This window comes from Chitinophaga sp. (assembly GCF_035538455.1).
In the GTDB taxonomy this organism is placed as follows: Bacteria; Bacteroidota; Bacteroidia; order Chitinophagales; family Chitinophagaceae; genus Chitinophaga.
This window is the reverse complement of the sequence record NZ_DATLKJ010000195.1, coordinates 1-21165: the sequence shown is the minus strand read 5'-3', so window position 1 is coordinate 21165 and position 21165 is coordinate 1. Positions and strand designations below refer to the sequence as shown.

Annotated in this window: 19 protein-coding genes; 7 read left to right on the top strand and 12 right to left on the bottom strand. The window is 48.0% G+C overall.

From position 1 onward, the window contains the following. Positions 1 to 748 precede the first annotated feature (748 nt). Both VM802_RS23505 and VM802_RS23500 read right to left on the bottom strand, forming a co-directional pair. Positions 749 to 943, bottom strand: a complete 195-nt coding sequence (locus VM802_RS23505; protein ID WP_325535213.1) for a hypothetical protein — start codon at positions 941 to 943, stop codon at positions 749 to 751. Between the two features lie 240 nt (positions 944 to 1183). Then, positions 1184 to 1378 (bottom strand): hypothetical protein, encoded by a 195-nt coding sequence (locus VM802_RS23500; RefSeq protein WP_325535211.1) that lies wholly within the window; start codon positions 1376 to 1378, stop codon positions 1184 to 1186. Positions 1379 to 2389: 1011 nt separating this feature from the next. Between VM802_RS23500 and VM802_RS23495 the strand changes: the two genes are divergently transcribed. Genes VM802_RS23495 through VM802_RS23485 form a run of 3 tightly spaced genes read left to right on the top strand, consistent with a single transcriptional unit; the run spans position 2390 to position 6641 of the window. Continuing rightward, entirely contained in the window at positions 2390 to 3985 is a 1596-nt protein-coding gene (locus VM802_RS23495; RefSeq protein ID WP_325535209.1) for a vitamin K epoxide reductase family protein, read from the top strand. Positions 3986 to 4024: 39 nt separating this feature from the next. Next, on the top strand, positions 4025 to 6220 hold the full coding sequence (locus VM802_RS23490; protein ID WP_325535207.1) for a peptidase domain-containing ABC transporter: 2196 nt from the start codon (positions 4025 to 4027) through the stop codon (positions 6218 to 6220). Next, complete coding sequence (locus VM802_RS23485) at positions 6213 to 6641, top strand: biotin/lipoyl attachment domain-containing protein (protein ID WP_325535205.1); 429 nt, start codon at positions 6213 to 6215, stop codon at positions 6639 to 6641. Before VM802_RS23490 ends, VM802_RS23485 begins: the two co-directional genes overlap by 8 nt. A gap of 145 nt (positions 6642 to 6786) precedes the next feature. Here VM802_RS23485 and VM802_RS23480 read toward each other — a convergent pair whose 3' ends face one another. The 7 genes from VM802_RS23480 to pxpB form a co-directional block, all read right to left on the bottom strand. Then, entirely contained in the window at positions 6787 to 7680 is an 894-nt protein-coding gene (locus VM802_RS23480; protein ID WP_325535203.1) for a hypothetical protein, read from the bottom strand. 783 nt (positions 7681 to 8463) lie between these two features. Then, complete coding sequence (locus VM802_RS23475; protein ID WP_325535201.1) at positions 8464 to 9231, bottom strand: hypothetical protein; 768 nt, start codon at positions 9229 to 9231, stop codon at positions 8464 to 8466. A 117-nt stretch (positions 9232 to 9348) separates the two neighbouring features. Then, positions 9349 to 10110: a response regulator gene (locus tag VM802_RS23470; RefSeq protein WP_325535199.1), complete on the bottom strand. Its 762-nt coding sequence runs from the start codon at positions 10108 to 10110 to the stop codon at positions 9349 to 9351. Positions 10111 to 10378: 268 nt separating this feature from the next. Beyond that, complete coding sequence (locus VM802_RS23465; RefSeq protein ID WP_325535197.1) at positions 10379 to 11554, bottom strand: NRAMP family divalent metal transporter; 1176 nt, start codon at positions 11552 to 11554, stop codon at positions 10379 to 10381. Continuing rightward, positions 11551 to 12291, bottom strand: a complete 741-nt coding sequence (locus VM802_RS23460) for a 5-oxoprolinase subunit PxpA (RefSeq protein WP_325535195.1) — start codon at positions 12289 to 12291, stop codon at positions 11551 to 11553. Before VM802_RS23460 ends, VM802_RS23465 begins: the two co-directional genes overlap by 4 nt. After that, positions 12278 to 13279 (bottom strand): 5-oxoprolinase subunit C family protein, encoded by a 1002-nt coding sequence (locus tag VM802_RS23455; protein ID WP_325535193.1) that lies wholly within the window; start codon positions 13277 to 13279, stop codon positions 12278 to 12280. The genes VM802_RS23460 and VM802_RS23455 overlap by 14 nt, the downstream gene beginning before the upstream one ends. Then, entirely contained in the window at positions 13276 to 13986 is a 711-nt protein-coding gene (pxpB, locus tag VM802_RS23450) for a 5-oxoprolinase subunit PxpB (protein ID WP_325535190.1), read from the bottom strand. Before pxpB ends, VM802_RS23455 begins: the two co-directional genes overlap by 4 nt. A gap of 341 nt (positions 13987 to 14327) precedes the next feature. Between pxpB and VM802_RS23445 the strand changes: the two genes are divergently transcribed. Both VM802_RS23445 and VM802_RS23440 read left to right on the top strand, forming a co-directional pair. Next, the gene (locus VM802_RS23445; protein WP_325535188.1) at positions 14328 to 14642 is read left to right on the top strand and encodes a putative quinol monooxygenase; all 315 of its coding nucleotides are present in this window, start codon (positions 14328 to 14330) and stop codon (positions 14640 to 14642) included. Positions 14643 to 14770: 128 nt separating this feature from the next. Next, positions 14771 to 15574, top strand: a complete 804-nt coding sequence (locus tag VM802_RS23440) for an SDR family NAD(P)-dependent oxidoreductase (protein WP_325535186.1) — start codon at positions 14771 to 14773, stop codon at positions 15572 to 15574. Positions 15575 to 15582: 8 nt separating this feature from the next. Here the strand turns inward: VM802_RS23440 and VM802_RS23435 are convergent, their stop codons facing one another. Then, positions 15583 to 16431 carry a hypothetical protein gene (locus VM802_RS23435; RefSeq protein WP_325535184.1) on the bottom strand — a complete coding sequence of 283 codons (849 nt, stop codon included), beginning with the start codon at positions 16429 to 16431 and terminating at the stop codon, positions 15583 to 15585. Positions 16432 to 16491: 60 nt separating this feature from the next. Between VM802_RS23435 and VM802_RS23430 the strand changes: the two genes are divergently transcribed. Beyond that, positions 16492 to 17043 carry a prolyl hydroxylase family protein gene (locus VM802_RS23430; RefSeq protein ID WP_325535182.1) on the top strand — a complete coding sequence of 184 codons (552 nt, stop codon included), beginning with the start codon at positions 16492 to 16494 and terminating at the stop codon, positions 17041 to 17043. A gap of 15 nt (positions 17044 to 17058) precedes the next feature. Here the strand turns inward: VM802_RS23430 and VM802_RS23425 are convergent, their stop codons facing one another. Then, the gene (locus VM802_RS23425; protein ID WP_325535180.1) at positions 17059 to 19128 is read right to left on the bottom strand and encodes a M48 family metallopeptidase; all 2070 of its coding nucleotides are present in this window, start codon (positions 19126 to 19128) and stop codon (positions 17059 to 17061) included. Between the two features lie 205 nt (positions 19129 to 19333). On the opposite strand from VM802_RS23425, the gene VM802_RS23420 reads away from it, so the two are divergent. After that, positions 19334 to 20086, top strand: coding sequence for an SDR family NAD(P)-dependent oxidoreductase (locus tag VM802_RS23420; protein ID WP_325535178.1), 753 nt, complete (start codon positions 19334 to 19336; stop codon positions 20084 to 20086). A 639-nt stretch (positions 20087 to 20725) separates the two neighbouring features. Here the strand turns inward: VM802_RS23420 and VM802_RS23415 are convergent. Beyond that, a complete protein-coding gene (locus tag VM802_RS23415) occupies positions 20726 to 21139 on the bottom strand; it encodes a DoxX family protein (RefSeq protein WP_325535176.1) in 414 nt (137 codons plus the stop codon). Between the last annotated feature and the right edge of the window lie 26 nt (positions 21140 to 21165).

Sequence of the window (21165 nt, the reverse complement as noted above, 5' to 3'; positions counted from 1 at the left end):
AAATCGGCTGTCCGGTAAATTTTTTATCTTTATCCAAGTTTTTACGTTTAAGGTGTGGTAACCCAAACATAGAAACTATTGGGGGGCTTGCCCCCTTTTTTTATGCTTTATTCACTTATTTTAGTCGGACAATACTGATAATTAATATTAAATGATTAACGCTTACTTTGTTAAGGGCATCAGCTTTCCCTGCTCTATTCTGTGCAAGACAATATTCTAACACCGGATCCGACATTTGAAGCGAACTGTTATCAGCTGCATATAAAATCCACAGCGCTTCCCAGGCGCTGTGAAGCAACATTTTTGCGGTATGCCTCAAATATGTTCCTTACAAAGCGATCCTTCCCAAGGCGCACTACAAATACAAAGACCCAACTGGATACTCGCCGCGCATATTACGCTGAAGCAAGAACCCCATAACGCTCACAGCAGTCGTTGTGAATTACGACCACCGTTAATAGTTTTCATTTCTGTTCTGATAAGCCTACGGCCTATTGTTCTCTGTTCTTTCATAATAAATTAATTATTAAATGGTAAACGCTTACTTTGTTAAGGGCGTCAGCTTTCCCTGCTGTTTTGCGCAAAACAATATTTTAGAGGCAGCGCCAGTATTTCATTTTATTCAGGAACAAAGTATAGTAAACAATCCTGCCAGTCATGTACAAATGCGGACCGTACCCATCCTAAGGAATGGGTACAACTTGTACACAAAATCCACAGCGCCACAGAGACGCTGTGGATAAATTCATTACAGTTGAGGAGGCTCTACGCAAACATTTAACAGTCCGCAAATGCAGAGACCCAGCTGGATCCATAGTGAGCACAATACGCTGCCGCATAAAGCGAGAGGCGCACATAAAAGGCGTTGTGAGTTACTACCGCCATTAACGGCTTTCATTTCTGTTCTGGTAAGCCTGCGGCTTACTGTTCTCTGTTCTTTCATGATTGTAGATATTAAAGGTTAAACGCTTACTTTATCAAAGGGCATCAGCTTTCCCTGCTGTTTTGCGCAAAACAATATTTTTGACGGCAGCGCCGGTAATTCATTTTCTCCTGTAGCGAAGGATAGGTTAACTATCGGCCAAGGCATTGGCAAAAATGCAGACCGCACCCATCAGAGGGGATGGGCGTAACGTTATATATAAGATCCACAGCGCCTTTGCGGCGCTGTGGATGAAAATCATTACAATTGAGGAGGTTCCACACAAACATTTCCAAATCCGCAAACGCAAAGACCCAGCTGAATAAATGCTGAGCACAATACACTTCCGCATAATGCGAGAGGCGCACATAAGAGACGCTGTGAGCCACGGCCGCCATTAACGGCTTTCATTTCTGTTCTGGTAAGCCTGCGGCTTACTTGTTTCAGTTCTTTCATGATAGTTGATATTTAAAGGTAAATGCCTACTTCTTAAAGGGCATCGGCTTTCCCTACTGTTTTGCACAAAACAATATGTTACAGGCAGAGCCAGTATTAACAGGTCTGTAAATGGTAAATGATGATGTTGGGATTATCTTAATTATCGAATTACAGTTTCAGTTGTGCCTTATGCCAGGGTTTAGTTTATCGGAATAGTTATGATTACAGGATGTTCATGATAAAATTAAAACGGGATACTGTCGCCAGTTTGCTTCTTCGCTAATGTTTATAGAAATTTATTGTAAAAAAGCAGGATCAAACAAATGAGGTTGGCAATGCCTCCCATAGAACACTGCCGCCCTCATTTACGTATTCAGGATGGGTTAGTGCAGGCATTAAACACACATGCACAGTAACCATATCTGATTTCATGCGCACATCTGGTACACGGGCCGAAAGATGAGCATATAATATGATATGCATTACCGCCACCACTGACGGTTTTCATTTCTGACCTGGTGAGCCGGCGGCCCGCGATTTTCAGCGCTTCCATGGTGGTGATGTTTAGAGGTTAATATTTGCTTCTACCGGGACATCAGCTGTCTCTACTGCTTGTGCCAAACAATATTAATTATACAGGAAAGCCGGTGATAGCATGATGATGATATAAGGGTTATTGGATTAACGTGTCGGTTGTGCCTTATGCCAGGGTTCAGTTGATCAGACCAGTGGTAATTACAGAACTTTTCATGATAAAATTAAAGTGGGGTACTGTTATCAGATTGCTACAGCGCTTTGTTAAAATAAATTTATTACCCCCTTTTTTAGTGTTTTCATGATGCCGGTTGTTTTAAGGTTAAAAGATCGCGGGAATATTTTCTCTATGGGTCATAACAAAATCTCCCGTAAAACCGGGATTAATATATGATATATGACAGCAGTTATGGTGTATATCTTTGATAGCATTGTAGAGAAACCTGTAAAGAACCGCCTGTAAATCCAGACAGAGAACCCAAAACCATTACGTTCATGAAAAAACAAGTCCACGAAATTCCGTTTGAAGACATTGCCTGGAAATGGCTTACCAGCATAGGTGTCAGCGTCAGCAAAGACTTTGTGACGAGAGAGTTGCAGTCGCACCCCGACTACCCTTCTCTTACGGCGCTTACAGATTTCCTGGAAACGGGCGGCATGAAATATTATGCCCTGAAGAGCGAGCCGCAACATGTGTCCCAGTTCAATTACCCGTTGCTGGCGCACGCACAGGCCGATAACGCCGATTATATGCAGCAGGTGAATACGGCATCCGACTGGAAAAATGATGATCTGCTGGAAAAGAAATGGTCGGGGATTGTTTTGTTTGCAGAAGATAACCCGAAGTGGCAACGTGAAGAGCACACCCATATCGTCAGGCGCAAACGTGCATTGATGACACTTAGCATTGCCGGCTGCATCCTGCTGTTAACAGCCGTGGCAGCTGTATTCCAGGGTAGCTTTCAGCCCGCCACCGCAACATGGGGCATACTTTCGCTTGCCGGCGTGACCATCAGCCTGCTTACCGTTGCCAAAGAAATGGGGATGCAGATCAAAGTGGTGAATGAAGTGTGTAACTCTGTGAGTGCATATGGTTGTGATGCGGTGCTCAGAAGCCGCTACGCTAAAATCGGCGGGCGTGTATCCATATCGGATCTTTCCCTGAGTTACTTCGTGGCACAATTCGTTTTCTTTATATTATCTGCCAACAACGCTACCGCCATGCTGGTATCGCAGGCTATTGCGGTGCCGCTGCTGGCAGTACCTGTTGCCAGCGTTTATTCGCAGAAGTTTGTGCTGAAGAGGTGGTGTGCACTCTGTCTGGGCATAGTAGCGGTTCTGGTGTTACAAGGCGCCTCCTCCTTCCTGTTGCCAACGGGGAATTTATTGACCACTCCCCTGCTGATGGCCGGTTACTTCTTCCTGCTACAGGCTGTTATATACCTGGCGATTCTTCCGCTGAAAGGCGCACTGAAAGACCTCCGCGAGCGTCTTGCCTATGCGAATGAATTACTGAAATGGAAAAGGGACGGCCAGCTGTTTATGCATCAGTGGGAACAGCGCCCTGCTGTAGACACTACCACCCTTCCCGGCGAATTGTATCTCGGCAACCGCGAAGCGCCACTGGAGATTACCGTAGCATGTAACCCTTATTGCGGACCCTGTTCCAGCGCACACGAAGTGCTCGATAAAATATATGACCTGTATAAAGATACGGTTGGTATCAAAGTACGCTTCACCTGCCAGCCGGGCAGCAAAGACCGTATCACCGAAGCTGTAACGGCCATCCTGCAATCAGCCGCTACGCTGCCTGACGACGATGCCAAGGCCGAAATGATAGCAGACTGGTTCGTTCATCGCGATATGGAGAAATGGCAACGCAAATGGAAGCCGACCGTCCTGACAAACGTTGATGACATGATCCTGCATTTTAGTCACTGGTCCACCGCTGCGCAGATCGTCGGTACGCCTACGATATTCCTGAACGGCCGGACATTGCCATCCAAATACCAGCTGAAGGATCTGCTGCATCTTATTCCGGCGTTATCTGTTTCACCGATGGCGTTACAGGATCAGGAAGGCATTTCCTGAGAATACAGTTATTCAACATAAACTATTCCCCGATCGTTCATGATTTTCCGGAGAAGAAAACTTCCTGTTTACCGACAGCTTGAAATGATGGACTGCGGGCCGGCCTGTCTGCGCATGATAGCAGGCTATTATGGCCGCCGGTACAGCCTGCAGACATTACGCGCACTCACCCGCCACAGCAGGGAGGGCGTCAGTTTCCTGGGCATCACAGAGGCTGCAGAAAGCATCGGGTTCAATGTATATGGCTGCAGGCTCACGCTTGCTGAGCTGCAAAAGGACGCCATGCTGCCTGCTATCGCCTACTGGGACCAGGAGCATTTTGTAGTCGTGTACCGCGTAACCAAAAAACATGTGCTGGTGGCAGACCCGCGCAATGGTAAAATGAAGTACACCATCGCGGATTTTATGCTTCACTGGAGTGGAGAGGTTGTTGACGGTGAAAAAGAAGGGCTGCTGCTGATGATGGAACCGGGCGACAACTTCCACAGCCTTCCGGCTGAAGCGCCACAGCCGGAAGGACTGATGGCTCTCTGGCGGTATGTGAGGCCCTACCGGAAGCTGTTGCTGCACGTCATTACAGGGCTGGCCGCCGGCACAGTGATACAGATGGCCTTTCCCTTCCTTACCAAAAGTATTGTGGATGCGGGCATCAAAGGCAAAGACTTCTCGCTTATCATGATTATACTGGCCGGGCAGCTCATGCTGCTCATCGGTAAAACCGGGCTGGAATTCATTCGCAGGTGGTTATTGCTACACATCAGCACACGTATCAACATCTCGCTGCTCAGCGACTTCCTCATTAAGCTGATGAAACTCCCACTCGCTTTCTTTGATGGCAGAATGACGGGCGACATCATGCAACGTATGCAGGATCAAAACAGGATAGAACAATTCCTTACCACAGCGGTGCTGAACATATTATTCTCGGTGCTTACGCTTGGCTCCTTCACTATTATGCTGGCCTGGTACAATCCGCTGATCTGCGTGTTGTTCTTTGCCGGCAGCGGGCTTTACCTGCTCTGGATAAAACTGTTCCTTCGCCAGCGACGTGCAATTGACTACCTCCGGTTTGACGTTTCCGCCCAGAACCAGAGTAAGTTGATGCAGCTGATACATGGTATTCATGAGATAAAACTGAACAACTGTGAAACGCAGAAGAAGGAAGAATGGGAAGAGATCCAGGGACGGCTGTTCAGTACCAACATAAAAAGCCTTTCCCTGACGCAGCAGCAGGAAGCCGGTGCACTCTTCATCAATGAAGGGAAAAACATCCTTATCACCGCCTATGCCGCCACCTGTGTTATCAATGGCAGCCTGTCGCTGGGTATGATGCTGGCCATCCAGTACATCATCGGCCAGCTCAATAGCCCGGTAGAGCAGCTGATACATTTCATCCAGGCATCTCAGGATGCGCGCATCAGCCTGGAACGGCTGCACGAGATTCAGTCGCTCGACAATGAGGAGAACAGCAGCATGAGCCGCCAGTTGCCAACGTCCACGGATATACGCCTTTCCGGAGTGTCTTTCACTTACCCCGGCGCTGGCAACCTGCCTGCGTTAAGCGATATACACCTTCATATTCCCCATGGGAAGGTAACCGCCATCGTGGGGAGCAGCGGCAGCGGTAAAACCACACTATTGAAGCTTTTGCTTAAATTCTATGCGCCCGACGAAGGTGATATATACATCGGTAATACACCTTTCCAAACGATCAGTCACAGCGCATGGCGCAAGAAATGCGGCGTGGTGATGCAGGATGGTTACATCTTTTCAGACTCCATCGCCCACAATATCTGTATCACCAGCAAAGAGCAGGATGACGCGCGGTTGAATTATGCCGTTCATGTGGCCAACATCCGTGATCTCATTGATTCGCTTCCATTAGGCATGCAAACACGGATCGGCCACGAGGGTCACGGTATCAGCCAGGGGCAGCGCCAGCGCATACTGATCGCGCGCAGCGTGTACAAGTCTCCTGATCTGATCTTCTTTGACGAAGCCACCAATGCGCTGGACTCCACCAATGAACGCATCATTATGCATAACCTCGCCACCTTCTTCAAAGGCAAAACGGTGGTGATCGTTGCACACCGCCTCAGTACCGTGAAGCATGCGGACAACATCATTGTGCTGGACAAAGGGAAGATCATTGAAGAAGGTACACACGCCTCACTGACAGCCGACAGAGGCGCATATTACGAACTGGTAAAAAATCAACTCGAACTGGATGAGTAACAACACCGCCATACCCGCAGAAAGCGCCATCGCCACACTACTCAGAAAGGAGCCTCACTGGCTGCTCCGCTGGGGCACTGCCCTGCTGGTCCTATTGTTGCTGATAATAGCCGGCATCGCCATGATGCTGCCCTGGAAGGTATCACATCAGGCTGAGATAGTGCGCGACTCCGGCGCTGTAATATGGGTAAAACTACCAGCAGCCGAAAATACATCCGTTCCCAATGGTTCCAGTGTTACATTTATTTCAGGTGGAAACTTGAAACCGTGGAAAGGAACCGTGCAGGCAATTGGCAACAGTGAGGGAGTAGTTACATTGAAGATAAAATTACTATCTCCCGGAAAACGTGCCGGAGAAAGGATTTCGGGGAAAGGAAAGATCATTGTACATCAAACACTGGTCAGCAGGTTATCAACCTGAAATTACTTTTGCGCTACCGGCTCATTTATAGCATGTAACACCTATTACATAAGTCTGCTCCGCGAGCTGTGGATATTGCAAACAATATCTTTCTGATTGATTCTCTTACCCCTCATTATTTATGCAACAAAAGAATAGTTAATATTCAGTTTTTCTTATCAAGCTGCATCTGTGATTTGCGTAAAACGTGATCAAGCTTCTCTCCGCAATCTTCGTAATGTAACTGCCTCAACGATCTGCAGTCCAGCAGTGCGTATTCATTGGTGAGCTTCTTACAGTGGATCAGTCGTAATTCACTTAGCCGGGGAAAGAATTTAAAGATCCGGCAGTCAATTTCTGCAGATACATCTTCAAAGCTCAGCGCCCTTAAGCTGGTAAGCCGTAACAACTCTGCCACAGGAAACTGCTGATCTGCCCCGGCGATATGGAGCGAGTGTAGTGTGCTATGCAAATACGGCGCTATATTATATCTTCCTGCATTGCTGATCTCTATATGCTTCAACGTATCAAAAGCAGCGAGATTATGCAACATATGCCCGTAGCTATCCAGGTAGAAAGACAAATACTCCAGTGCGGGCATCTGCTCTTTTCTGATACCCAGGAAACTGTTCAGTTCATCACCACCGAAGCTGTGGTGTATGATCAGTGCTTTCAATGCCAGCCAGTTCATAGAAGGTGTTACTAATGCATTTCCCATCACTTTCAGATAACCGGCTTCATTTGTCATCATGAGTGTTTTCAGCTTTGGTGAAATCTTTCTGTTTACGAGATCAGGAAACATTGTGAGCGGCAACTGGAGATATTCCAGGTTTTTCATTTCATCAAGACATACCGGCAGGCGCCCGGCTTTCAAATGTCCCGGTCTGGGAATTAATCTCAGTGATCTTACCTGTGCAGCATCTGCCGGCATGGTATTCCAACCCAAATGCCGTGCGCCCTCCGCTGAAAAACTAAACCAGGAGGCCTTGCTTCCCATACAGTAATAACCTGTACTGCCAGGATCGTACTGTTGTTTCCACGACGATATTACATTCTTCATACTTTCACTATAGGCGTTCAAAATATCAGATTATGATGTAAGCGATGGAGATCCATAGCGGAGGATAGGATAGCCAACAAACAGCAGGATCAAAGTAAGGAAAATACGGTCATTTGTATTGTATATGCATTTCATTTTCTGGATCAGACGTATCAATCAATATAAGGAAAACTGCTACCCGAAAAGGTTACAAAGAAACCAAAATCTGAAACAACCTGACCAATTGTTTCGTTACTTCTTCCTTTACTTTGTTACTGAGATCCCATAAAACCAAAAGCACTTTACATATTCTTATTGCCTTATAGTTGTTTAGTCTGTCAAAGAAATAGTTCGTACCATCGCACCAGCGCGCTTTTGTCTAGAAGCGCCGGAATATTCGATACATTTATACCCATGTCTAAACATCTAATCAGCAACATCTGTCAGCTTCTTTTCAGAAGCTGTTTTCGTGTTTATTATTTTGTCTGTGTTCATTAAGGGAGTAGCCGGAATGAGGAAGATGTTTTCTACCGGTATAGTCCTATCTGACTGCTATCATCAATGCAGGAATACGGGAGGAATATGGAAGGAATATGGGAGGAAAGGTGGACTTGATACGGAGATGCCCTGCGCATGTATAGTAGCTGTAAAATATCTAAGAAGAGAGCGGGCATATGTATTATGCCGGTGTAATGGCAACGGGAAGTTAATCTGCAGGTCTGGCCTGCAAGCAGTATGGTGAGGTATGTAATTCAACGGTGGTTAGGTTTGTTCATCAATATTCAGCTGGCAGGCAGGAGTGGTTTATTCCCGCTGAATGATGGGTAAAAGAAGCAGAGGAGATGCAGGTGTTAATACTTTTCCTGACGCGGGCTTTAACCGGGCCCGTTGCCGGCGGATTGGCCGATGCAGCACCTGGGACGGGGGTTGCGAAGGCAATACAGCAATAATATCAGCGGCCAGGTACATTTTATTGCAGGAAGGGATATTGTCCGGTATTCCTCTGATTTGCAGGGTGACTACCAAAGTGCCTGTACCGGGTATATCTACATCGCATGCAGCTCCTTCAAAATTGTCGCCTGTTTTTACGGTGAGCACCGTGCTTTCTGTACCCGTTACCTGATGCGTGGTGAAGTTAATACGGGTAGCGATCACTTTTATCTCCAGCAGGCTGATGCCTTTGCACGCATGCAGTGTTTGTGGCGGAATGTACAGGATACCATTCCGGGAAATTCCGGGCGCCGATGTGAGAAACTTCTCTGTTCCTGTATACCGGTTGAATCTGAAGCCAGTCAGGCCGCTGATGTCGTGGCCTGCTGAAGGGATAAGGGCGCTGGTTAGCCGGTTGATATGGCTGGTGTCGCAACGGACATCCAGTTGGCCAGAGAAGGCATGGCGGATGAGCGCTGCTTTTTTACTGGCCATACCAAATCGTTGTGCCGCCCGGCGGGTAGCAACGGTTTGCCGGACATTTACGGGCATGCTGCGCAGGAAATATTCATTCCTGCGGCGATAACCAATCAGGTTACCAAGTCTGCCGGTAAAGGTGATGATAGAAATTTGTTTTGCCATTGCAAAGAATGTTGATGATACCTAAAGATAAGATTCTTACGCCGGAAGGGGCGCAATCAAAGCAGGCTAAAATGCATCAAAATAAATGGCTGGCAGCGGTATACGCGTTACAATGGGTTAACGTTTACCGGGGTCCTTGTCCATGTACTGACCGGGGCTTACGCCGAAACGTTTGAAGAAGCTTTTGCCGAAATGCGACTGCGACTTGAAGCCTACCATGAAAGCCACTTCGAAGATTTTGTACTTCTTAGTGTGCAGTAATTCCGCCGACCTGTTGAGGCGGATTGTGTTGATCAGGTCGCGGGGAGTCATGCCGGCTACGACTTTCAGTTTGCGGTAAAGACTGATACGGCTCATGTTCATGAACGTTGCCAGATGTTCTACGTCCAGGTCTGCGTTTTCCATTTCCGTGAGGATATAGTTACGTAGTTTGGTGAGAAAGGATTCGTCTGCTTCATTGCCGGTGATGGCAACCGTTTCCGGGTGGCCGCTAAAGTACCGCTGCACATGGCTCCGGTTGGTAAGCAGGCTGTTCAGCTGCGCTCTTAGGTGAGCCGGAGAGAAAGGCTTCTCGATATATGCATCTGCACCCGTTTCAAGCCCCCGGACTCTCGACTGTAGCGTATTCTTTGCCGTGAGCATTATCACCGGGATGTGGCTGGTTTCGTAGTTTGACTTAATCAGCCGGCACAATTCATATCCGTCCATTCCCGGCATCATGATATCGCATATGACCAGGTCTACTCTTTTTTCATTGAGCAGCAATACGGCAGATTCGCCACTGTCGGCGGTCAGCAGATCGTAGGTAGCAATAAGAACGGATGAGATAAATTCTATGATTTCGTCATTATCATCCACAATCAGAACGGTGCTCTTCATAGCGCAATTCATTTAAAAACAGATACGGGAATGGTCAGAATAATGATCCTGAAACGGTTAACTGGTGTGGTTCATGCATCCGTACGAACAAATAACGTGCATACAAATTTATTCATTTTTTATACTGTTGTAACATATAAGCTTCATTGTATTGGGAAACCATCATTCCTGTTCACTAAAAACGGAAATTAACGGATATTCAACAGCCGTTGGCGGCTATGTTACGGGGAAACCAGAAAATGAAACGGGAAGACCAGATCCTCTCTAATTACTTCAACCAGCCCATCAGCGTAATACCGCTCAGCCAGCCCATAATTGCTACTACGCACCATCCGGCGGCCTGCATCCACACAGGATACTTATAATTACCCATCATTTTCCTGCGGGCTGCGGCGATCAATACCACTGCCAACGCTACCGGCAGTATGAGTCCATTCAGTGCGCCGGCTGTAATCAGCAGGCGTACCGGGTCTCCTACAAATACAAAAAATATAGTGGAGAAAATAATGAAGAAGGAGATGACCCACCGTTCATAGGCGGCGATCAACGGATGGAGTGTTTTCAGGAAAGAGACGGAGGTATAAGCTGCGCCCACCACAGAGGTGATAGCAGCGCACCACATTACCACACCGAAGAAGCGGTAGCCAGCCATACCTGCCACAATCCGGAACACGGAAGCGGGCGGGTTGCTGCTGTCGAGCGTAATACCTTTGGCCACTACCCCCAGCGTTGCCAGGAACAATACACTGCGCATGATACCTGTGATGACGATACCGCTTACAGCGCTTTTATTCACATTCTTCAGCTGTGAAGGACCGCTGATACCGGCATCCAGCAGGCGGTGTGCGCCGGCAAAACTGATGTAGCCGCCAACGGTACCGCCTACCAGCGTTACGATAGCTTTGGTATCAATTACAGAAGGCCACAGGGTTTGCTTAATAGCTTCCCCTAAAGGCGGGTTGGAGCTGATAGCGATAAAGACCGTCAGCAACACCATCAGGATGCCCAGCCAGCGCGTGAACTGATCCAGCATGTACCCCATCTCCTTTATCCAGAAAATAAACAATGCGATGATGCAACTCAGTACGGCGCCATATTGTATATCCATGCCGGTCATGGCTTGTACGCCAAGACCGCAACCGCCTATATTGCCGATATTGAAGGCCAGTCCGCCCAGCGCCACCAATGCGGCCAGCAGATAGCCCAATCCGGGAAGCAGGTCATTGGCGAGATCCTGTGCACGCCGTTCAGTAAGTGTGAGTACCCGCCAGATATTCAGCTGTGCTCCAATGTCCAGTAATACGGACACCAGTACTACAAAGCCGAAGGCGGCGCCCAATTGCTGGGTGAATACAGTTGTTTGTGTAAGAAAGCCGGGGCCGATGGCAGATGTAGCCATCAGGAAAGCGGCGCCCAGAATAGCGGATGATTGTTTTTTGCTCACGGATGCTGAATAGTTAAGTGGTGCTGAATCAAAGTGGCATGTATATTTCTGGCAAATTCCACGGCATGTACCCCATCACCGTGGATGCAGATTGTTTGCGCCTTCAGCGGTATCAGTTTTCCGCTGAGTGTTGTTACTTCCTGTTGTGTGATCATTTGCAGCACCTGCTTTACGGCCAGCGTCTCCTCTTCTATCATGGCTCCTGCAACGCTGCGGGGTGTCAAAGTTCCGTTGTCCTGGTAGGTTCTGTCGGCAAATACTTCGCTGACTGTTTTAAGTCCGGCTTCTTCCGCGGCGCTGATCAGGCAGCTGCCACTCAGTCCGAAAAAGCTTAACTGTTTATCTACGTCCCTGACAGCTTTCACTATCACCCGCGCCATATCTGCATCGCGGGCAGCCATATTGTAAAGCGCACCATGCGGTTTTACATGCACTAATGGTATATGATGTTGACGGCAGATCGACTGTAATGCATAGACCTGTGTAGATACGAGATCATAGAGTGCGGCCTCTGTAAGATGTTGCTCCGTGCGTCCGAAGTTCTGCGGGTCTGCGAAACCGGGGTGCGCACCTGCAGCCACGTTGTGCATGGCTGCCAGCTCTACTGTCCGTTTCATGGTATCAGGGCTGCCTGCGTGATACCCACAGGCAATGTTGGCACTGGTGATATAGGGCATAATAGCGGCGTCGTTGTCGAGCCCCTCTCCCATGTCGCAGTTCAGGTCAATGTAAGTCATATTGCGATAACCATTTTTCCAGACGTAAGTTACAAGCATGCTGAAGATAGCATAAATCTTTATCCTGTTGCCACAAATATGCATCCGCATTATTGCTGTTCACGTTCTCAAACTGTAAGGTTTGTCCTGGCAGGTATTGCGATAATGAAGGCATATCTGCGGTGATCACATGCGCTATCAACGGATACCCGCCGGTAGTCTGATGGTCTGCCATGAGTACGATCAACTGACCGTCGGGCAGTAGCTGTATAGCGCCCCTGCACACGCCGGATGAAAGCTGCTCTTCTTTTCTTACGGTTTGCAGTGCTGTGCCCTGCAAACGGAAGCCCATGCGATCGCTGTGTTGTGTGATGAGGAAATTGCCGGTAAGCAGCTGTTGTTGTGAGGGTACATCCAGCAATGCCCATGCGCCGCCAGGAATAATCCTGATATGTGAGCCCCTGTTGTAAAGATGCGCGGTATCCGCGATCCAGGGCAGCAGTTTTGCAGGCGCAGTGATGAAGTCTTGACGAATATTGATTTCTTTTGTGAACAGCAGCCGGTCATTTTTTTGTAGCTGCCGGCCGTGGTATCCGCCGGCAGCGGCTTTGAGGTGGGTGCTGTTACTGCCCAGCCAGGGTGTCAGCATCAGTCCGTAGCGAATGGCCAGGTAACAGCGCGCCCCTGCTTCCATGCGTTTGAATGACAACGTGGCGCCTTTTGCGATTAGCACGGGTCTGTTCAAAGGCAGGGGCGTATCATCTGCCATCGCGCTGAAACCAGCGCCCGATAAAGCAATGAGGGCAGGCGCTTCAAAGAGATACCTCCCGGCAGGAAAATGTAATTCTATCACTGCGTTGGCCGGTGCATTGCCCACGAGGCAGTTGGCAACGGTCATGGCTACACGATCCATAACCCCACCGGGGTTAATGCCGAGGTGCTGGAAGCCGTATCTCCCTCTGTCCTGTATAGTATCAAGTATGCCTTGTTGCAGTGTTAGTATGCTCATTTTTCCTGTTGCAGCTGTTGAAAGGTGTTGAGTGAAACCGGTACAAATTTTATCTGGTCACCGGGCCGGCAGTAGCAGGGTTCCTCCCGTTCTGCTTCAAACATACGTAAGGGCGTGCGGCCGATGATGTTCCAGCCGCCGGGCGACTGCAACGTGTATACACCGGTTTGCGCACCGGCAATACCAACACTACCGGCCGGCACTTGCATGCGGGGCTGCTTCAGCCGTGGCGTGACCAGCTCTTCGCATACGGCCCCCATATAAGGGAATCCCGGCAGAAAGCCTATCATGTACACGGTATATGTCAGCTGTGAATGCCACGTAGCTATATCTTCCGGCGATACATTTCTCACACGGGCCATCTCTTCAATATCCCAACCCAGTGAAGGATCATAACATACGGGGATTTCCAGTGTCCGTGCGTTTGCTATGCTGCTTTCCTGTGCTCCTGTCATAACCGTGCTGATAAATGACTTTATCCATTCTGCGGCAGTTCTGCGCTCCCTCCGCCTGATCAGCACAGCATCATATACCACAGTCAATGATGCATAGGCAGGGATCAGATCACGGATGTACAACGATGATGCGGCCTGCAGACCACGATAAGTTTGCATAACAGCACCATGTACAGCAGGATCTATCCGTTGTTCCCACTTTATCACAACAGCGCTGTCTCCCAGCTGGTCAATGGTGAAATGAAAGTTCATGGTAACAAGATAACGTTTTTAATCTTTGAAGGAACAGCGAAAAGTTGTAATTTACTGATGAACCCAAACAGTAATCGCCATGTTACTTTCAGAGGTCTTCTTCCGGATATGTTGCATTATACTTGACGTTTCTCTTTTGATCAAGCCCAAACCCAAAAAGGAGTCCAGTCCCAGTCTCCCGGAATTGTGGAAAAAGTGCAAGCGGCCGCAATTGTAATGGTTTCCTCCAATCAAAATAACACCAACGTGTACAAACATCTTCTGTACTGTTTATTATTTTTGCAGGTATAAAGGGCATAAGCAGGGCTTCACAAAACGGATACCTCACCAACGTATAATTTATGGAAACATTAAATGACTCAACAACAAAGACAGTAAGTCTTCACGGCTTTTTACGCCCTAAAAAAGAACATGCGGCCACCTTACGGGAGGAGCTGCTGGCGCTGGTTGCACCTACCCACCAGGAGGCGGGCAATATTGTTTACAACGTCCATGAAGAGAAAGATGGTGCGCTTTTTATCTATGAGCTGTGGCGCTCCCAGGAAGATCTTGATAAGCATATGCAACTACCGCATATCAAAAACTTCATGAATAAATTAGGTGAATGGCTGGCGGGCGACCTGGAAGTTTATATAAGTCCGCTTATCAGCAAGTAATCCTTTACGGTCTTCCGTTGCGGATCAGGGAAGGAATGCTATTGTTTGTTGTAATCCATTTACAACACGCTTGCAAATAACGACAGTATTTAGTAGCTTGTAGATCATTCCTTCCCAAATCACATATCATGCAACTCCTCAACAAGCACGCAGTTATTTACGGTGCAGGCGGTTCTCTTGGCAACGCAGTAGCCAAGGCCTTTGCGGCGGCAGGCGCCAGGTTATTCCTGACCGGTCATCGTATTGCCTCTGTACAACAGACCGCCGATGAGATCCTTGCGATGGGCGGCTATGCAGAAGCCCTTGTAGTAGACGCACTGGATGAAAAGGCCGTAAACGATCATATCAGTCATGTAGTAAAGCAGGCCGGCACGGTGGATATTTCTTTTAATCTTGCAGGGATTGAAGTGAAACAGGAGGTACCATTGGTTGATCTCTCTCCGGAAGACTTCGTACAGCCGATTACGTTAACTATGCGCAGCCGTTTCCTTACGGCGGCAGCAGCCGGGAAGGTGATGATGCAACAGGGATCAGGTGTGATCCTTTCCCTTACGGCCACTCCCGGCGGTATTGGTTATCCATACACGGGGGGCTTCGCTCCTGCCTGTTGTGCACTGGAAAGTTTTTCCCGTAACCTTGCTTCAGAGTTGGGCGCTTATGGTGTGCGTGTGGTGAATATACGTTCAGGCGGTTCGCCGGATTCAAGGATATTCCGGGATGCTATCGATAGTATGCCAGAACTGATGGCCACTGCGCTCGACAAGCTGAAGGCTGACACTATGCTGAAACAACTGCCGCTGATGGCGGATATTGCCGGCACGGCAGTGTTCCTGGCGTCTGATATGGCCCGCATGATTACAGGCGTTACAATCGACGTTACCGCAGGCACCACGGCAGCATTGAATTACAGGGCGCCTAAAACTGAGTTCTGATAATACCGTTACTTTACATCAAATATTTCATGATACCTGTCGAAGTTAACCCCCATAGCTCCTTTCCATCCGCCAAGGGGCAATATAATATCTGAGCGCGATGAAGTGGTTAGCTGCTTATTGGCGGCCCAGTGTTCCGTGCGTGTGCTGAAAGCGTCGAAGCTGGGTGGTATCAGTTGATTAGGCAGGATACCACATTCTGCTAACGTCTGCAAAATGCCATATCGTTTATACTTATCCGTTAGTGGCAGCAGTTTGGCAGCGGCGATCCGCTTCTCCAGCTTTCCGGGGGTTTCAGCATTGTCAGCTTCTGCGATGAAGGTCAGCAGCCCCGTGAGTTTGGCTTTATCGGCTACGGTCAGCTCCGGCAACGGAAACCGGACAGCTTCTTCCAGTTCCGGCAGGAAATGCAGGGGTAGTTCATTCCAGGAATGTCCATCATAACGGCGGTACAGTTGCTCAGTGAAGTCAATTGTTTCACCGGCGGGTAGTCCGCAGATCACGCAACTGCCGGTACCGGTGAAGCTATGCGGTGACAGATGTTTTACATACAGGTAGCTCATCAACGTCTGGCGGCCACGTATATACTCACCTGTTATACCTTTCACAAACAGGGCAGCTGCCAGTACCGGCAGCTGCGGATGCTGATCCCTCACAGATAACAACCTGGCCAATGCTTCATCATGTGTGAGCGTATAAAAATGATTAGGCCGGTACCCTTTGCTTTCCAGCAGCGCAATATCTTCCGCAGTAATATCTGCGGGTATCCTGTGCTCATGCCTGGAAGCTTCCAGGTTATAAAAGCTGTTACTGTTGTTATATATCTGCTTTAGTAGTGCAAATGTTTTCTTATCCATCTTTACAGTACCTTTATTCCTGAAAACGAAGATCGTTTATCTGTTATTAAACATCCAAATATGCATATCATCCATCATAGCCCACAGATCTGGACCATTGAACACTTCCTCACTCCGGAAGAATGTACGGCATTGATTGCGTTAAGCGAAGATATAGGTTATAATGAAGCTGAAGTGGGTCTTTCTTCCGGCCCTAAAATGATGAAGAACATCCGCAACAACTCCAGGATCATGTACAATGATACTGACCTGGCCAACAGTTTCTGGGAAAGATTACAACCACACTGTCCTGGTGAAATTGAAGATAATTACGTAACGGGGCTGAATGAACAGTTCAGGTTCTACAAATATGAATCGGCGCAGCGTTTCAAAAGACATATTGACGGACGTTTCAGGCGCAATGAGTCTGAAGAAAGCAGGATCACTTTTATGATCTACCTGAATGATGATTTTGAAGGAGGCGAAACCACTTTTGACGAGATCTCCATCAAGCCCAGTACCGGCGACGCGCTCTGCTTCATTCATGAGCTAAAGCACGAAGGCTGCCCGGTCACCAGCGGTATTAAATATGCATTGCGTACAGATGTGATGTACAAAAAGAAAGGCAGCTGACGCCGCCTTTCTTTGTCAGACAACGGCTGGCTGCAATTGTCTTTCCAGGGTTTCTTTATACTTCAGGTATTTATAATCCGCCCATACTCCCCTCACTACGTTCATCACCTGGATCATTTCGTTCAGTTCATCATCCCTGAATTTACTATCTTCAAAGAACGTGTATGCAGATACGATATACTTTTCCACGCGGGAGTATAGTGTTTCGTCTGTAATGACACCATTGTTCAATGCCACCTGCAATACTTCTTTCAGGGCAGGTTCCAGTTCGTCCTTCATGCTCTTTACGGTACGGATCACGTCTTCGAGTTGGAGTTGCTCGTTATAGAAAGGTGAGATGGCTTCGTTCATGGCGCCGGCGGCCTTCATAAAAGCGTCGTGCTGTCTGAATACGGCTATCAGCTGGATGTACAGGTTTTTCACAGCAATGTGCTGATGGCAGAAATATGCGAAGGCTTCCATATCCAGTTGCCTCAATAATGCCTCTTGTTCATCAGACTCTTTTACAAGTATGTCCGCTACGGTTCCGGCATCGGCCTGTGCGTATTTCACACCATCAAAATCAAAAGTTTTCACGGCTACCTGCTTCTGCTGGATAGCTGTTACCAGCGCAAGATCCCTGGTATCAGACATTACAGTTGTATATAGCTGTCCGTTTTTTTCTGTGAAGATCTCGCCGAATGTTCTGACAGGCGTGGAGGCGATAATGGCATCCAGGTCCCACGTTGTGCAATCGGGGATGCGGTCATTGTAAAAGCCTTTATATGCATCCGGCAACGCATACTTTTCAACATCGGCCATGTATAGCTCTTCAAAGCGGCTGCCACTGTATATCTCAGGATTGTCCAGCGTAACGTTGCGGTACAGGGACGTGGTGACTGTTTCCTGCAGGTTTCCTTCCTGCTCAAAGATGATCCAGGCGGGTGTTTCATCCGGTTCAGCATAAATGTTCACTTTATCCAGGCTGGCCTTACGTTCTTCCAGTGCGGGATGGCTGGCCCACTGATTCTTAAAGTTGATGCGTGATCCGGAGAAGGTTGTTTGTTGAACAGATGACACGTCCGGCAATCCTTCTTTCATGACCAGGTTTTGTTCCCGCGCCAGGTGTTTGAGGACAGTGAGTTGATTGAGGAAGATATTCTGTGAAACCTTCTTTTCGCCCAGCCACTTGCTGGCTTTATCCACGGCGGTGTTATAGCTGGTCTCGGCTATTTCCAGCCTGCTGAGGCCACTGACCAGGTTATTACCGCCGGCCACACCAGCCGCAATGGCGTCTGCATGAAACTCCATTTCGCGGCTGAGGCCCATGTAATTTTTATTGATAAAAGCGTACATCACCTGCAGGATACGCCGGATGCTGTTGGCAATAGCGACAGTCACATATGCAAACAAAGCCAGGATACCGTGCAGGCTTCCCCAGCCCTGCAGAAAATTATTGTAGCTGTTGTTTTCATACAGCATGTTATAAATCACACGGTTCACGTTATAGGTAAAGCTGCCCAGCTTCATGCTACGTTGACTGAAATGCCCGAACTCATGTGCCATGATCGCTTTGAACTCGCTGATATTAACGGCGTTTACCAGTCCCAGTCCTATTTCCAGGTTCTTGCGTACTGGCAGCAGCATGCTCCAGAAGCTGGAATTATAGAACACGCATGCATTCACATCGGCAGACACAAAGATCTTCCGTGGAAACGTAGTTTTGGTTTCTTCACTTAACCGGCGGATAAATGCAAATAGTTGTGGTTGTTGCTCTTCTGTGATCTCGATGCGGCTGTCGTTTTCGTTTTTAGAAACAGCAAAGATGAATTTGACCAGGAAGATAATCACTGATACCCCCAATGCCATCAGGCCAAGGCCCAGCAACAGGGTGATGAATTTAGGCAGGATAATGATCAGCCATCCGCCAGCATATACGCAGCATACGGCCAGCGCCACAGCGGCAACTACCAGCAGCAGGTATACGATAGAAAAGAGGACGATGGAAAAGATTACCTTCATTGCCTGCCGTCTGAATCTGGCAGAGGGCTGGACAATATTCTTATCGGGTACAACTGGCGATGGCGGATACAACAATGTACTCATAGGTAAAATGAAATTGATGTGCAAGATAGCCAAATAAGCGAATATCCGCAGGTCTCAACAGGCCCGTCTTATCATGCTCTATCCCTTACCAGGTCCATTACTTACAAGTTTGTACGTATCGTACAATTGATTGTAGTGCGTGTAAAACAGAAAAGTACGATTTACTTTTACAGTGAAATATTGAGAAACAATAAAGACACCTATCATGGACTTGTATTTAAAAGGAAAAACAGCAGTAGTAAGTGGCGCCAGCCAGGGATTCGGACGCGCGATCGTAAAAGAGCTTGCACAGGAAGGCGTAAAAGTATTTGCCACAGCCAGGAACGAAGCATTGCTGAACAGTCTGAAGGAAGAAATTGCAGCAGCGGGCGGCGTTGAACCGATCACATTTGCACAGGATTTTGTGGCTGCCGACGGGCCTGAAAATATTGCAGCAGCAGCATTAGCATCACTCGGGCATGTAGATATTCTCATCAATAATGCAGGACGCAGCCAGCCCCTGGATGTGGTAGCGCCGGACGGCCCCTGGGAGGATTCCCTCACGCTTGATTTCACCAGGCACCGGCAACTGACGCAACAATTTCTGCCCCAGTTCATCGAACGTAAACAAGGCGCGATACTGAATATTACCAGCACATATGAGTTGCGTACTATCAACGCCTCAGCAGTAGCCAAAGCCGCTGTAACGGTATGGTCCAAACAACTGGCCGGAGAGTTGGGTAAGTACGGTATCCGTGTAAACAGCCTTCAACCCGGGCTGATAGATACGGCGAATACACGCCGCTTTTTCAATGAAGAGGAACGGAATGCATTTGCAGGCCGCGAGATCACACTGGGTTCATTTGGCGAGCCACAGGATATTGCCAACATGGCGGTGTTCCTGGTATCACCGCGTGCAAGCTATGTTACAGGGAGTGTGGCTGTTGTTGATGGAGGCATGCGTCATTATCCTTTCTAATGCATTTACAACATATCAATCCTGGAAAGGACCGATCTTTAGTTTGCGAATTAGTGTTCCGATAAAATCGGTATAAACCCTGGTCAATATCACAGAGGGCTGCCCTTAGACTGATAATAGAGCAGCCCCTGGATGATCAGGCGACGAAATCGTTGCCTGGTAATTAAGCACTATCAGTCCTTGACAGGACTGGTCTGTCATTATACATGTGATGCTTGTGCTATTGCCCCACAACACATTTTTGCTCAAAATGCGGTGGGGCAAAAGCCCAACTTATAATTGTGTCTCTTTTATGGGATCAGTGAAATAGCAGACCGGTAATGGGATTACCCAATTATTTATCTTCCTGGCAGCATATCCTTTTGTTAAACTGACATACCTGCTGGTTCTGGTATCATTCTGGGGTAATAACCTTTAATTAAAATGGGAAATACAGATAACGGCTACGTTATCAGAGATGAGCGCTTAGACATTGTATTGATTTTATTTATGGTTATTTAATGAGGGTTTCATTTCAATAGTAAAGTACAAAAAATATATCACACAACAAAAAAGTAAGTTATCCTGATTAAATAAAAAGGCAAGGGCGCGGTAAATTCCGCCCTTGCATAATAAAGCCATCATCGATATCTGTCTGACTCATAGCCTGCCCGTAACGGGCGCCTTGTAAAACCGGCCCCAGGCTATGAAAGCTGCTATTGCTGCAAAAAAGATATTGGCGCCTATTACCGCTGCCTCCCCTCTTATAATATGAAACGCGCCGGCACATATCATCAGCACAATTACTGCAACGGCTGCTATGGGTGTCAGTTTAGGTCTGATCCGGAGTAGTGCCGGCAGAATGAGGCCTGCTGCCCCGGCCAGGTCTATCAGCCCGGTTGCCCTTACGAATACGGCAGGTATCTGTCCAGCCCACGGCCACATGGCGGCCAGTCCGCTTATCGGGCGAAACAATTTCTCCGCAGCCCCCCAGGCCAGTATACCCGCTAATAATACCTGTGCTATCCATAAAAAAATGTGCATTGCTTTTGAAGGTCCTTTTAATTCTGTCATGGGCGATTAATTTTAATGATGCAGTA